The sequence below is a fragment of the Streptococcus sp. 27098_8_69 genome, assembly GCF_041432445.1.
Classification (GTDB): domain Bacteria; phylum Bacillota; class Bacilli; order Lactobacillales; family Streptococcaceae; genus Streptococcus.
On the sequence record NZ_JAPVZO010000015.1, the window covers coordinates 37,756 to 52,001 of the forward strand.

Genomic DNA, 14,246 nt, shown 5'->3' on the forward strand with positions numbered 1-14,246 from the left:
GAGGAGACTGTTTTGTCAAAAGAACAAAATAAAGATTTGTTTTACACACAATCTTCTGAGGAAGTCCTAAAGAATTTGGACTCATCTGTTGAAGGTTTGTCAACTGCCCAGGCTCAAGAACGCTTAGCGACTTATGGTCGAAATGAGTTAGAAGAGGGCGAAAAACGTAGCCTACTAGCTAAATTCCTTGATCAATTTAAGGATTTGATGATCATCATCTTGCTAGCGGCAGCGGCACTTTCTGTCATTACAGAAGGAATGGACGGTTTAACAGATGCCATTATCATCTTGGCCGTAGTTGTCCTGAATGCAGCCTTTGGTGTTTACCAAGAAGGTCAAGCAGAAGCAGCGATTGAGGCTCTGAAAAATATGTCTAGCCCAATGGCCCGTGTTCGTCGTGATGGTCATGTCATTGAGATCGACTCAAAAGAATTGGTGCCTGGGGACATCGTCTTGCTAGAATCTGGAGATGTAGTTCCTGCTGATATGCGTTTGCTTGAAGCGGCGTCTCTTAAAATCGAAGAAGCAGCTCTTACAGGGGAGTCTGTCCCAGTTGAAAAAGATGTGACAGGACTTGTTGAAGCGGATGCTGGTATCGGGGACCGTGTTAACATGGGTTATCAAAACTCAAACGTAACTTACGGTCGTGGTCTTGGTGTCGTGACTAACACTGGTATGTATACTGAAGTTGGTAAGATTGCGGATATGTTGGCCAATGCCGATGAGACAGAAACACCATTGAAGCAAAGCTTGGAACAATTATCTAAAGCCTTGACTTACTTAATCGTTGTGATTGCGATTATCACTTTCTTAGTTGGTGTATTCGTTCGTGGTGAACATCCGTTAGAAGGCTTGATGGTTGCGGTTGCTCTTGCGGTTGCTGCGATTCCAGAAGGACTCCCTGCCATTGTAACCATCGTTCTATCTTTGGGAACAACAACCCTTGCTAAACGTAATTCAATTGTTCGTAAATTACCAGCGGTTGAAACACTTGGTTCAACAGAAATCATCGCATCTGATAAAACAGGTACCTTGACTATGAACCAAATGACTGTTGAAAAAGTCTATACTAACGGTCAATTGCAAAGCTCAGCAGCTGAGATTGCTGCTAGCAACAATACCCTCCGTATCATGAACTTTGCCAATGATACAAAGGTGGACCTATCTGGTAAATTGATTGGTGACCCAACGGAGACAGCTCTTGTACAGTTTGGTTTAGACCACAACTTTGACGTCCGTGAAATCTTGAAGGATGAGCCACGTGTGGCAGAATTGCCATTTGACTCAGACCGTAAGCTTATGTCTACCATCCATAAAGAAGCAGATGGTTCATACTTTATCGCTGTCAAGGGTGCCCCTGACCAATTGCTCAAACGTGTGACACGTATTGAAGTCAATGGTGAAGTTCGTCCAATCACAGAAGAAGACAAACAAGCTATCCTTGCTACCAACAAAGACTTGGCTAAACAAGCCCTTCGTGTCTTGATGATGGCTTATAAGACAAGCAAGGAAATTCCAACCTTGGAATCTGAAATTGTTGAGTCTGACCTTATCTTCTCTGGTTTAGTCGGCATGATTGACCCTGAGCGTCCAGAAGCAGCAGAAGCTGTCCGTGTCGCTAAGGAAGCAGGTATCCGTCCAATCATGATCACGGGTGACCACCAAGATACAGCAGAAGCCATTGCCAAACGTCTTGGAATCATCGATCCAAATGATACAGAAGACCATGTTTTCACGGGTGCTGAGTTGAATGAACTCACTGATGAAGAATTCCAAAAAGTCTTCAAGCAATACTCTGTTTATGCTCGTGTGTCTCCTGAACACAAAGTTCGTATCGTGAAAGCATGGCAAAAAGAAGGCAAGGTTGTTGCTATGACTGGTGATGGGGTTAACGATGCACCATCACTTAAGACAGCTGATATCGGTATCGGTATGGGGATTACAGGTACAGAGGTTTCTAAGGGAGCTTCTGATATGGTCCTTGCAGATGACAACTTCGCAACCATTATCGTAGCGGTTGAAGAAGGACGTAAGGTCTTCTCAAATATCCAAAAATCTATCCAATACCTCTTGTCTGCCAATATGGCTGAAGTCTTCACCATCTTCTTTGCAACCCTCTTTGGTTGGGATGTGTTGCAACCGGTACATCTTCTTTGGATTAACTTGGTAACAGATACTCTTCCAGCCATCGCTCTTGGTGTGGAACCAGCTGAGCCAGGCGTGATGACCCACAAACCTCGTGGACGTAAGTCTAACTTCTTTGATGGTGGTGTCTTCGGAGCTATCATGTATCAAGGTATCTTCCAAACCATGCTGGTTCTTGGTGTTTATGGTTGGGCAATTCTCTTCCCAGAGCATCAAGTTCAAAGTGAAATCCACGCAGATGCCCTTACAATGGCCTTTGCAACTCTTGGTTTGATCCAATTGCTCCATGCCTTTAACGTCAAGTCTGTTTACCAATCAATCTTTACGGTTGGACTCTTCAAGAATAAGACCTTTAACTGGTCAATCCCAGTTGCCTTCATCCTCTTGATGGCTACGATTGTGGTTCCAGGATTTAACAGCCTCTTCCACGTTTCACATTTGAGCTTGACTCAATGGATAGTGGTTGCTGTAGGAGCACTTATGATTGTGGTCCTTGTTGAGATTGTTAAGGCAATCCAACGAGCACTCGGAAAAGATAAAAACGCTATTTAAGCACTATGAAAAGTCATCTTCGGATGGCTTTTTTGCTTTTATATAAGATAAACTGACAAAGATTTTGTGATATAATCAAGTAGACTGATATGGTATGGAGGAAAGAATCTTGGAAAAGAAAATTGTAAAAGATATGATGTTTTTGTCTCAGGTATCCCAGCCTGCTAGTCAGGAAGATTTACCCCTGGCAAAGGATTTGCAGGACACCCTGCTAGCTAATCGTGAAAGCTGTGTAGGACTAGCAGCCAATATGATTGGGGTGCAAAAGCGCGTGATTATTTTTAATATTGGCATGATTCCTATGGTTATGTTTAATCCGGTTCTCAAGTCTTTTGAAGGGCCTTACGAGACCGAGGAAGGTTGTTTGTCTTTGACAGGCGTGAGACCAACAACCAGGTATGAAAAAATTACCGTATCCTATAGAGATGTTCATTGGAAAGAACAGACCATTACCCTGACGGGTTTTCCAGCTCAGATCTGTCAACATGAATTGGATCATTTGGAAGGGATTATCATATAGACTTGTTTTCCAAGAGAAGTGTCAATCCTTTGAAGGTTAAGTTGGTAAGGTTAACTATCTCAAAACCTTCAAGTTTAAGGAAACAACCTCGTTTTTCTTGTAATCTTGTTTAAAATTTGTGATAATGGATGAAAGAATAATAAATGGAGGACAGTCAAATGGGATTTTATCTGATGATTGGTTCGATGTTGCTTGGTCTTTTAGCTTTGAAGATAGGATTTTCTCATCTAAAGGAGAAAAAGTTTAATCTGTCATCTATCTTGACAAGCTGCCTTGGGAAAGCACTAGTTCTCTTTGCAATCTGGTTAGGATTGCCAAAATAAGCAAAGAAGCCTCGGTATTAACCGAGGTTTTTAGGCTCAAATCCTTGGTAGTCCTAAAAAAATATGCTACACTAAAACTATGAAAATTCTAATCCCAACCGCAAAAGAAATGAACACTGAAATCCCTAGTTTAGATGCAAATCCCTTGAGTCCTGAGAGTCAGGCTGTTCTGGATGAATTAGTTAGATATTCTGCCCAAGAACTAGAGAGTTTTTACAAAATCTCTGCCGATAAAGCGCAAGAGGAGTATGGCCATATCCAAGCCTTGAAAAATGGAACGGCTAGAAACTATCCAGCCTTGTACCTCTTTGATGGACTTATGTATCGCAACATCAAAAGGGACAATCTAAGCAAGGCTGAACAAGCCTATCTGGAGAAACACCTCATGATAACGTCAGCTCTTTACGGTGTGATTCCAGCCTATGCACCGATTGCACCTCACAGACTGGACTTTTTGATGAAGCTTAAAATCGCTGGGAAAAGCCTGAAAAGTCACTGGCAGTCAGCTTATGAAGAGTCGGTGAAGGGTGAAGAACTAATCTTTTCACTCTTGTCTTCGGAATTTGAAACTGTTTTCCCTAAAGAGGTTCGCGAGCAAATGGTGACTTTCAAGTTTATGGAAGACAGAGATGGAAAACTTAAAGTCCACTCAACCATTTCAAAGAAAGCTAGGGGTGCTTTCTTAACAGCCTTGATGGAAAATCAGGTGACTTCGGTAGAAGAAATCAAAAAGCTCAGCTTTGCAGGTTTCCACTATCGAGAAGACCTGTCTACTGGCAAGGAATTGGCTTTTGTGAAATAGATTGAAAATAGAGTCTGTCCTAGGTTGTATCAGGGCAGGCTTTTTTATGCTAAATTTCAAGTTCAAGTTAGCCAGCAAGAAGCAATTCTCTAGGGGACTTGTAGTTCAAGCATTTTTTAGGATAGTTATTAATCCACTTTTCGATGAATGCGACTTCTTTGGGAGTCGTTTTCTTAGTTCCTTTAGGTAACCATCTACGAATGAGCCTGTTGTGATTCTCATTAGTTCCCCTTTCCCAAGAGGCATAGGGGTGTGCATAATAGATATGTTCCTTAGAAAACACATCGGATAAGCGATTGAATTCCGTTCCATTATCTGCCGTGATGGAAAGAATTTGATGCTGTTTTAAGATGAGTTTTAGAGCCTGATTGACCGACTCAGCGCTTTTATTTGGAATTAATCGGATGATTTGATGCCTAGTCTTTCGATCAGTTAAGACCAGTAAACAATAGTTTTTCGCTCTTGTAAGCAGAACCGTATCAATCTCATAATGCCCATTTTCCAATCGCAGATTAATAGCTTCAGGCCTCTGTTCGATAGATTGACCAGCGGGTTTAAAATTGGTGCTAGCTTGTTTCTTAACAGATTTTCCTTTTCTAGGATAAAGCAGATTCTGTTTGGTTAACCCCAATTTTCCATGATGAATCCAGTAGTAGATGGTAGAAATGCCCACGTTAACCTCCTTAGCCTTGACCATCATTTCAGGAGAAAACTTTTGCTTATGATAGTGGAGAATCTTTTCCTTTAGTTCCTTGGTTAAGCTTAATTTCTTGACCGATCGCTTGCGATTGCTTTCATAAGATCGTTGAGCATAGTCGGCAGAATAAACCTTTTTGAAGCGCCCTTTTTCAAGACATTGTAGGACTGTCCCACGCTTGATTTCAGTGTGGATAGTTTGAGGAGATTTTCCAAGTAGAGAGGCAATTTCTCTATTTGATTTTCCTTCTTTTTTCCATCGTTCGATTAAGCGACGGCTATCGATTGTCAAATGTTTACCTTTTGTAGTATAATTGTCTTGCATCTCTGTGCCTTTCTTGTGTTTGTGGTGAACAACAAGTATAACACAGAGGTGTTTTCTTATGCCTATAATTAGCTTTCATTTGACAATAGGGGCCCTTGAAGCTGTTTCGTCAGCTAAACCAAGGCTAGTCTTAGCCTTGGCTCGCCAGCCTAACAGCATCAAGCCTCTTATCAAATGAAATCGAGGACTAGCTATAAGCTAGTTGAAGTATCTAATTTTTAGGAAGGCTGGGTGGCTAACTTCATTATAGAACTTTTAGCAGGCTTTTTTATGATTTGACGCTTCTATTTTTAGTTCAGAATGGTAGGAATTTTCTCACAATTTTGGTATAATAGGACTATTAGAAAATTTCGAGGAGACAAACATGTCAGTTAAGATTGCTTTACTTGGATTTGGTACAGTAGCCAGTGGTGTGCCATTCTTGCTAAAGGAAAATAGAGAAAAAATCGTTCAAGCGGCTCAGTCAGAAATTGAAGTAGCTAAAGTTTTGGTCAAAGACGATCAAGAAAAAGCACGCTTGCTTGAAGCAGGAAATGATTTTAATTTTGTAACAAATATCGATGAAATCTTGTCAGACAAAGACATTACGATCGTTGTTGAGTTGATGGGACGTATCGAACCTGCTAAAACATTTATCACTCGTGCTTTAGAAGCAGGGAAGCACGTTGTGACAGCCAACAAGGACCTTTTGGCTGTTCATGGTGCAGAATTGCTTGAGATTGCCAAAGCTCATAATGTTGCTCTTTACTATGAAGCAGCTGTTGCGGGAGGAATTCCAATCCTTCGTACCTTGGTTAACTCACTAGCATCAGACAAAATCACACGTGTTCTTGGTGTTGTCAATGGCACATCAAACTTCATGATGACCAAAATGGTAGAAGAAGGCTGGTCTTACGCTGACGCCCTTGCTGAAGCTCAACGACTTGGCTTTGCTGAAAGTGATCCTACAAATGACGTTGATGGGATTGATGCAGCCTACAAGATGGTCATCCTTAGCCAGTTTGCATTTGGAATGAATGTCAAATTTGAAGATGTGGCCCATCAAGGAATCCGCAATATCACTCCAGAGGATGTGGCAGTTGCCCAAGATCTTGGGTATGTGGTTAAGTTGGTAGGTTCTATCGAAGAAACAGCTTCTGGAATCGCTGCTGAGGTTACTCCAACCTTCCTTCCTAAGGCTCACCCACTTGCAAGTGTCAATGGTGTTATGAATGCAGTCTTTGTAGAGTCTATAGGGATTGGTGAATCGATGTACTATGGACCAGGTGCTGGACAAAAACCAACTGCAACGAGTGTCGTAGCTGATATCGTTCGTATCGTTCGTCGTTTGAATGACGGTACCATTGGAAAAGCCTTCAACGAATACCATCGTGACCTTGTTTTGGCTCAGCCAGAAGATGTCAAAGCCAACTACTATTTCTCAATCTTGGCTCCAGACTCAAAAGGTCAAGTCTTGAAATTGGCTGAACTCTTTAATGCAGAAGATATTTCTTTCAAGCAAATCCTACAAGATGGCAAGCAAGAAGGCAAGGCTCGTGTTGTTATCATCAGCCATAAGATCAACAAGGCGCAACTTGAAAATATTACAGACGCTTTGAAGGCGGTAGCTGAGTTTGAACTTCTCAATACCTTCAAGGTTTTAGGAGACTAAGATGAAGATTATTGTACCTGCTACAAGTGCCAATGTGGGTCCAGGTTTTGACTCGGTTGGTGTAGCTGTAACGAAGTATCTAGAAATTCAGGTTTGTGAGGAACGCGAAGAATGGATGATTGAGCACCAACTAGGCAAATGGATTCCGCGTGATGAACGTAATCTTTTGCTGAAAATTGCTCTACAAATTGTTCCAGACCTACAACCACGACGTTTGAAAATGATTAGTGATATTCCTCTTGCACGTGGACTTGGTTCATCGAGCTCTGTCATCGTTGCAGGGATTGAACTGGCAAATCAATTAGGAAATCTTAAATTAAGCGATCATGACAAATTGCAATTGGCGACTAAGATTGAAGGGCATCCTGATAATGTTGCCCCAGCCATCTACGGAAATCTGGTCATTGCAAGCTCAGTCGAAGGTCAGATTTCAGCTGTTGTGGCGTCTTTCCCAGAGTGTGCTTTCCTAGCTTATATTCCAAACTATGAATTGCGAACTCGCGATAGTCGTGGTGTCTTGCCTAAGAAATTATCATACAAGGAAGCTGTTGCAGCAAGTTCAATAGCCAATGTGGCTATCGCAGCTCTATTGACAGGAGATATGGTCAAAGCTGGTCAAGCTATCGAGAGTGACCTTTTCCACGAGCGTTATCGTCAAGATTTGGTTCGAGAATTTGCGACAATTAAAAAAGTTGCCAAGAGAAACGGTGCTTATGCGACCTACTTGTCTGGCGCTGGGCCTACTGTCATGGTTCTAGCTGATCCTGATAAGATGCCGAAGATTAAGGCAGAGCTTGAAAAACAACCGTTCAAAGGCAAGCTTCATGATTTGCAAGTAGACACACAAGGCGTGCGCGTCGAAGAAAAATAAATATTGCGATAGGATGGGGAAACTCTCTATTAGAGGGCTTCCTATCCTTTTTTTGAAAATGAAAGATGGGATATGAAATGTTTCCCACTTTTGCTGACCGATAGATGGTCAAGGAGGATTTGAAATGGCAGAAATATATCTAGCAGGCGGTTGTTTTTGGGGTTTGGAAGAATATTTTTCCAGAATTTCTGGAGTGTTGCAAACCAGTGTTGGTTATGCTAATGGTCAAGTAGAAACTACTAATTATCAATTAATCAAAGAAACAGATCATGCAGAGACTGTGCAAGTTATCTATGATGAAAAGGTGGTGTCCCTCCGTGAGATTCTACTCTATCATTTCCGAGTCATTGATCCACTGTCTGTCAATCAACAAGGAAATGACCGTGGTCGTCAGTACCGCACAGGGATTTATTACCTAGATGAAGAGGATTTGCCGACTATCTATGCTCTTGTCCAAGAGCAGGAGCGCATGCTCGGTCGCAAGATAGCGGTAGAAGTGGAGAAACTCCGTCACTATATCCTGGCTGAGGACTATCACCAAGACTACCTCAAGAAAAATCCTGGTGGCTATTGCCACATTGATGTGAGGGATGCTGAGAAACCACTGATAGATGCCGCCAACTATGAAAAACCTAGTCAGGCAGTTTTACGAGAGAATTTGTCAGAAGAGTCTTATAGAGTTACTCAAGAAGCTGCGACGGAAGCTCCCTTTAGAAATGCCTACGACCAAACTTTTGAGGAAGGAATTTATGTTGATATCACGACTGGTGAGCCTCTTTTCTTTGCTAAGGATAAGTTTGCCTCAGGCTGTGGTTGGCCAAGCTTTAGCCGACCAATTTCCAAGGAACTCATTCATTACTACAAAGACTTGAGTCATGGAATGGAGCGAATCGAAGTTCGGTCACGTTCGGGTAATGCCCACTTGGGTCATGTCTTTACAGACGGGCCTCAGGAACTAGGTGGTTTACGCTATTGTATTAATTCTGCCTCTCTACGATTCATTGCTAAGGATGAAATGGAAGAGGCTGGTTATGGCTACCTACTTCCATATTTGAACAAATAAAAAGATGGTGGTTTTTCCACCTTCTTCATTTTGAAAATAGAAGGGACTTATGAAACACTTACTTTCTTACTTTAAACCCTACATTAAGGAGTCTTTACTAGCGCCCCTGTTTAAGTTGCTAGAAGCTGTTTTTGAACTCTTGGTCCCCATGGTGATAGCTGGGATTGTTGACCAATCCATCCCTCAAAAAGATCAGGGTCATCTGTGGATGCAAATGGGCCTCCTCTTTGTGTTTGCAGTTATTGGTGTTTTGGTTGCTTTAGTAGCCCAGTTTTACTCAGCCAAGGCAGCAGTCGGATTTACCAAGGAGTTGACCAATGACCTCTATCGTCATATTCTCTCCTTGCCAAAGGATAGTCGAGACCGTTTGACGACTTCGAGTTTGGTGACGCGTTTGACTTCAGATACCTACCAGATTCAAACGGGAATCAATCAATTCTTGCGCTTATTTTTAAGGGCTCCTATTATTGTTTTCGGTGCCATTTTCATGGCATATCGTCTCTCGCCTGAATTGACCTTTTGGTTTTTGGTCATGGTTGCCATTTTGACCTTTGTCATTGTCGTTTTATCACGTTTGGTCAATCCTCTCTACAGTAGTTTGAGAAAGAAAACAGACCAGCTGGTTCAGGAGACACGCCAACAGATACAAGGCATGCGTGTGATTCATGCTTTTGGCCAAGAAAAACGAGAAATTGAACATTTTCAAGTACTAAACCAAGTCTATATGGCTATCCAAATGAAAACAGGCTACTGGTCTAGTCTCTTGACACCCTTGACCTATTTGATCGTCAACGGAACTCTGCTGGTGATTATCTGGAATGGCTATATTTCTATCCAAGGAGGCTGGCTCAGTCAGGGTGCCTTGATTGCCCTAATCAACTATCTCTTACAGATCTTGGTAGAGTTAATTAAACTAGCCATGCTGATTAATTCACTCAACCAGTCTTATATATCAGCTAAGCGCATTGAGGAAGTCTTCGCTGAAAAACCTGAAGATATTCATTCTGAGATTCATGTAGGAAAAGTATCTGGACATCGAGTTTTACAAGTTAGTCACTTGACCTTTACCTACCCAGATGCAGCTCAACCTTCGCTAAGGGATATTTCTTTTGATATGCAGCAAGGAGAAATTCTTGGGATCATTGGGGGAACTGGTTCTGGTAAGTCAACCTTGGTACAGGTTTTACTTGGTTTGTACAAACCAGATAATGGTACAGTGGCACTCTATCAGGCTAGACATAGTCCTCGGGATCTGGCCCAATGGCGGTCTTGGATAGCCTATGTCCCTCAAAAGGTTGAACTCTTTAAAGGGACTATTCGTTCTAATTTGACTCTGGGTATGGAAGAGCCTGTCTCGGACCAAGAACTCTGGAAGGCTTTGGAAATTGCTCAGGCCAAGGACTTTGTCAGTGAAAAGGAAGGTCAGTTGGACGCAGAAGTCCAAGCAGGCGGTCGTAATTTTTCAGGTGGACAAAAGCAACGCTTGTCTATTGCCCGAGCAGTCTTGCATCGAGCACCATTTCTCATCCTGGATGATGCGACTTCAGCCCTTGATACCATCACCGAGTCCAATCTTCTAAAGGCCATTCAGGAGAACTTGCCAAATACGAGCTTACTCTTGATTTCCCAACGGACTTCAACCTTGAAGATTGCAGAGCAGATTCTTCTTTTAGAGAAAGGTCAGCAATTAGCACTCGGAAATCATGAGGAATTGATGAAATCTAGTCAAGTCTATCGTGAAATCAATGCATCCCAACATGGAAAGGAGGACTAGAATGAAAGGCAAACATGCAAGTCAAACCCTTAAACGATTAGCAAAAGATTTAGCAAGTCATCCCGTCCTTCTTTTCCTGGCTTTCTTAGGAACCATTGCTCAAGTGGCCCTATCAATCTATCTTCCAATCTTGATTGGACAGGTAATTGACCAAGTCCTAGTGACGGGATCATCTCAGGTGTTTTGGCAGATTTTCCTCCAGATGATATTGGTGGTCATAGGAAATACACTGGTACAATGGGCCAATCCTCTCCTCTATAACCGTCTTATTTTCTCCTATACCAGAGATTTACGTGAAAAAATCATTCAAAAACTCCATCGTCTCCCGATTGCCCTTGTAGACAGACAGGGGAGCGGAGAAATGGTCAGCCGTGTAACGACAGATATTGAACAGTTGGCAGCAGGATTGAATATGATTTTCAACCAATTTTTCATCGGAGTTCTGATGATTTTGGTCAGTATCCTTGCTATGCTTCAAATTCATCTTTTGATGACTTTATTAGTTCTGCTCTTAACACCTCTGTCTATGGTCATTTCACGCTTTATTGCCAAGAGATCCTACCATCTCTTTCAAAAAAAGACGGAGACTAGAGGGATTCAAACCCAGTTGATTGAGGAGTCGCTTACCCAGCAGACTATCATCCAATCCTTCAATGCCCAGGAAGAATTTATCCAAAAACTCCATGAGGCAAACGATACTTATGCAGGATATTCTCAGTCGGCTATCTTTTATTCTTCGACAGTCAATCCTTCAACCCGTTTTGTAAATGCCCTTATTTATGCCCTTCTTGCTGGAGTTGGTGCTTTCCGTATCATGATGGGCTCTACTTTGACAGTTGGACGTTTAGTGACCTTTTTGAACTATGTGCAGCAGTACACTAAGCCTTTTAATGATATTTCATCGGTCTTAGCTGAGTTGCAAAGTGCCTTGGCTTGTGCAGAACGTGTTTATACTGTTTTAGAAAGCCCTGAGATTAGAGAAACAGGTCTTGAAGTCTTGAACAGCGACCAAGTCAAAGGAGCTATTTCCTTTAAGCATGTTTCTTTTGGCTATACTCCAGAAAAAATCTTGATTAAGGACTTGTCTATTGATATTCCAGCTGGTAGTAAGGTTGCTATCGTAGGACCAACGGGTGCTGGGAAGTCTACCATCATTAATCTCCTCATGCGTTTTTACCCGATTAACTCTGGAGATATTTTGCTAGATGGTCATTCCATTTATGACTATACTCGAGCTTCTCTTCGACAGCAGTTTGGAATGGTGCTTCAAGAAACTTGGCTCAAGCAAGGAAGCATTCATGACAATATTGCCTTTGGCAATCCTGATGCTAGCCGAGAGCAGGTTATTGCAGCAGCTAAGGCAGCCAACGCAGATTTCTTTATCCAACAGTTGCCACAGGGATATGATACCAAGCTTGAAAATGCAGGGGAATCCTTGTCTGTTGGTCAGGCTCAGCTTTTAACTATTGCCCGTGTCTTTCTAGCCATTCCTAAGATTCTTATCTTAGATGAGGCGACTTCATCCATCGATACCCGGACAGAGGTTTTGGTTCAGGATGCCTTTGCCAAACTCATGAAGGGGCGGACAAGTTTCATCATCGCCCACCGTTTGTCAACCATTCAGGATGCTGATTTGATTCTTGTCTTGGTGGATGGAGATATTGTCGAGTATGGCAATCATCAGGAACTCATGGCTAGAAAAGGCAAATACTATCAAATGCAAGAAGCAGCTGCTTTTAGTCCAGAATAGACTTTTAATCGTTTATAAAGCAAATAAGCAAATACAGAATAAAAGTTGCCTTCGGGTGACTTTTTTGTTACAATAGCTAGAAAAATTATCTAGTATGAAAGCTAATACTCAATGAAAATTAAAGAGCAAACTAGGAAGCTAGCCGCAGGTTGCTCAAAGCACGGCTTTGAGGTTGCAGATAAAGCTGACGTGGTTTGAATTTGATTTTCGAAGAGTATAATTTAGAAAAGGAGCCTATTGATGAAAGTCTTTCAGCATGTAAATATCGTGACTTGTGACCAAGATTTCCATGTTTACGTGGATGGTATCTTAGCTCTTGAAAATTCTCAAATCGTCTATGTCGGTCAGGAAAATCAAGAAATTTTCAAGCAAGCAGATCAAATCATAGACTATCAGGGTGCTTGGATTATGCCTGGTTTGGTTAACTGCCATACCCACTCTGCCATGACAGGCTTGAGGGGGATTCGTGATGATAGCAATCTACACGAATGGCTGGAGGACTATATCTGGCCAGCAGAAGCAGAATTCACACCAGAGATGACTACAAAAGCCGTCAAAGAGGCGCTGACAGAGATGCTCCAGTCAGGAACGACAACATTCAATGATATGTACAATCCGAATGGAGTAGAGATAGAGAAGATTTATGAAGCAGTCAAGGCATCCAAGATGCGTTGCTATTTTTCTCCAACTCTCTTTTCTTCAGACATGGAGACCACAGATGAGACTATAGCAAAAACTCGTGCTGTCATCGGGACAATCAAAGGCTATCAGGATCCCAATTTCAAGGTTATGGTGGCTCCTCATTCGCCCTACAGTTGTAGTCGAGAATTGTTAGAGGCTAGTTTGAACCTAGCAAAAAAAGAAGATATTCCACTTCATATTCATGTGGCAGAAACAAAAGAAGAGTCAGGGATTATCCTGAAACGTTATGGCAAACGTCCAATAGCCTTTCTAGATGAACTTGGGTATTTAGATCATCAGGCTGTATTTGCTCACGGTGTGGAGTTAAATGAAGCAGAAATTACCCGCTTGGCAGATTCGCAAGTCGCTATCGCCCACAATCCTATCAGCAACCTCAAACTAGCTTCAGGGATTGCACCGATTATCCAACTTCAAAAGGCTGGAGTGCCAGTTGGTATCGCGACGGACTCGGTTGCTTCTAATAACAACCTTGATATGTTTGAGGAAGGACGCACTGCAGCCCTTTTACAGAAAATGAAGAGTGGAGATGCTAGCCAATTTCCAATTGAAACTGCCCTAAAGGCACTGACGATTGAAGGAGCTAAGGTATTGGGAATGGAAGATGAGATTGGTAGTCTAGAAGTTGGCAAGCAAGCCGATTTTCTCGTCATCCAGCCCAAAGGAAAAATCCATCTCCAACCTCAAGAAAACATGCTTTCTCATTTAGTTTATGCTGTCAAATCGAGTGATGTTGATGACGTCTACATTGCAGGTGAGCAAGTCGTGAGAGCTGGGAAGGTACTAACAGTAGATTTGTAAGTGATACTCTTTCTAATTTTTTAAAGCCAGGTCGGTGTTGTCTTGACCTCATTAGCTCTAACAAGTTTATTGAGTGAGTATTTATTGTGTAGGCCGTATAGAAAAAAGAAGACTTTGCGAGTCTTCTTTTTGTTGCATAATATTTAATTTGAACATTTTTGAGAGGGATACAGACCTTTATCCTCTTTTAATCCTTGCACGAACTAGGTCAAGTATATCAGATAGTTTTTTGTCCATGATGATACAGGGGGGTGATAGAGTGATAAGTATTCTA

At 42.0% G+C, this 14,246-nt stretch carries 11 protein-coding genes; 10 read left to right on the top strand and 1 reads right to left on the bottom strand.

Features of this window, described 5'->3' with window-relative positions; genetic code table 11:
* The first annotated feature begins 12 nt into the window (after positions 1-12).
* From O3658_RS06565 to yaaA, 4 genes are all read left to right on the top strand, one after another.
* Positions 13-2,697, top strand: a complete 2,685-nt coding sequence (locus tag O3658_RS06565) for a cation-translocating P-type ATPase (RefSeq protein WP_371560200.1) — start codon at positions 13-15, stop codon at positions 2,695-2,697.
* A gap of 109 nt (positions 2,698-2,806) precedes the next feature.
* Entirely contained in the window at positions 2,807-3,217 is a 411-nt protein-coding gene (locus O3658_RS06570) for a peptide deformylase (RefSeq protein ID WP_371560219.1), read from the top strand.
* Positions 3,218-3,375: 158 nt separating this feature from the next.
* Complete coding sequence (locus O3658_RS06575) at positions 3,376-3,540, top strand: DUF3953 domain-containing protein (RefSeq protein ID WP_371560221.1); 165 nt, start codon at positions 3,376-3,378, stop codon at positions 3,538-3,540.
* A 79-nt stretch (positions 3,541-3,619) separates the two neighbouring features.
* On the top strand, positions 3,620-4,342 hold the full coding sequence (yaaA, locus tag O3658_RS06580) for a peroxide stress protein YaaA (protein ID WP_371560202.1): 723 nt from the start codon (positions 3,620-3,622) through the stop codon (positions 4,340-4,342).
* Between the two features lie 67 nt (positions 4,343-4,409).
* On the opposite strand, the gene O3658_RS06585 is transcribed toward yaaA, so the two are convergent.
* Complete coding sequence (locus tag O3658_RS06585) at positions 4,410-5,363, bottom strand: IS30 family transposase (RefSeq protein WP_371560204.1); 954 nt, start codon at positions 5,361-5,363, stop codon at positions 4,410-4,412.
* Between the two features lie 364 nt (positions 5,364-5,727).
* Between O3658_RS06585 and O3658_RS06590 the strand changes: the two genes are divergently transcribed.
* The 6 genes from O3658_RS06590 (at position 5,728) to O3658_RS06615 (ending at position 13,972) form a co-directional block, all read left to right on the top strand.
* Entirely contained in the window at positions 5,728-7,014 is a 1,287-nt protein-coding gene (locus O3658_RS06590) for a homoserine dehydrogenase (protein WP_371560207.1), read from the top strand.
* A gap of 1 nt (position 7,015) precedes the next feature.
* A complete protein-coding gene (gene thrB / locus O3658_RS06595; protein ID WP_371560209.1) occupies positions 7,016-7,885 on the top strand; it encodes a homoserine kinase in 870 nt (289 codons plus the stop codon).
* 124 nt (positions 7,886-8,009) lie between these two features.
* The gene (gene msrB, locus O3658_RS06600) at positions 8,010-8,948 is read left to right on the top strand and encodes a peptide-methionine (R)-S-oxide reductase MsrB (RefSeq protein WP_371560211.1); all 939 of its coding nucleotides are present in this window, start codon (positions 8,010-8,012) and stop codon (positions 8,946-8,948) included.
* 49 nt (positions 8,949-8,997) lie between these two features.
* On the top strand, positions 8,998-10,722 hold the full coding sequence (locus tag O3658_RS06605; protein WP_371560213.1) for an ABC transporter ATP-binding protein: 1,725 nt from the start codon (positions 8,998-9,000) through the stop codon (positions 10,720-10,722).
* Position 10,723: 1 nt separating this feature from the next.
* On the top strand, positions 10,724-12,472 hold the full coding sequence (locus tag O3658_RS06610; protein WP_371560215.1) for an ABC transporter ATP-binding protein: 1,749 nt from the start codon (positions 10,724-10,726) through the stop codon (positions 12,470-12,472).
* Between the two features lie 240 nt (positions 12,473-12,712).
* Entirely contained in the window at positions 12,713-13,972 is a 1,260-nt protein-coding gene (locus O3658_RS06615) for a TRZ/ATZ family protein (protein WP_371560217.1), read from the top strand.
* The last annotated feature ends 274 nt before the right edge of the window (positions 13,973-14,246 follow it).

Bases quoted from the DNA above. Each gene is read 5' to 3' on its own strand.
- O3658_RS06590 (WP_371560207.1), top strand. From the start codon at position 5,728: ATGTCAGTTAAGATTGCTTTACTTGGATTTGGTACAGTAGCCAGTGGT.
- yaaA (WP_371560202.1), top strand. From the start codon at position 3,620: ATGAAAATTCTAATCCCAACCGCAAAAGAAATGAACACTGAAATCCCT.
- O3658_RS06610 (WP_371560215.1), top strand. From the start codon at position 10,724: ATGAAAGGCAAACATGCAAGTCAAACCCTTAAACGATTAGCAAAAGAT.
- O3658_RS06615 (WP_371560217.1), top strand. From the start codon at position 12,713: ATGAAAGTCTTTCAGCATGTAAATATCGTGACTTGTGACCAAGATTTC.
- O3658_RS06605 (WP_371560213.1), top strand. From the start codon at position 8,998: ATGAAACACTTACTTTCTTACTTTAAACCCTACATTAAGGAGTCTTTA.
- O3658_RS06585 (WP_371560204.1), bottom strand. From the start codon at position 5,363: ATGCAAGACAATTATACTACAAAAGGTAAACATTTGACAATCGATAGC.
- O3658_RS06575 (WP_371560221.1), top strand. From the start codon at position 3,376: ATGGGATTTTATCTGATGATTGGTTCGATGTTGCTTGGTCTTTTAGCT.
- msrB (WP_371560211.1), top strand. From the start codon at position 8,010: ATGGCAGAAATATATCTAGCAGGCGGTTGTTTTTGGGGTTTGGAAGAA.
- thrB (WP_371560209.1), top strand. From the start codon at position 7,016: ATGAAGATTATTGTACCTGCTACAAGTGCCAATGTGGGTCCAGGTTTT.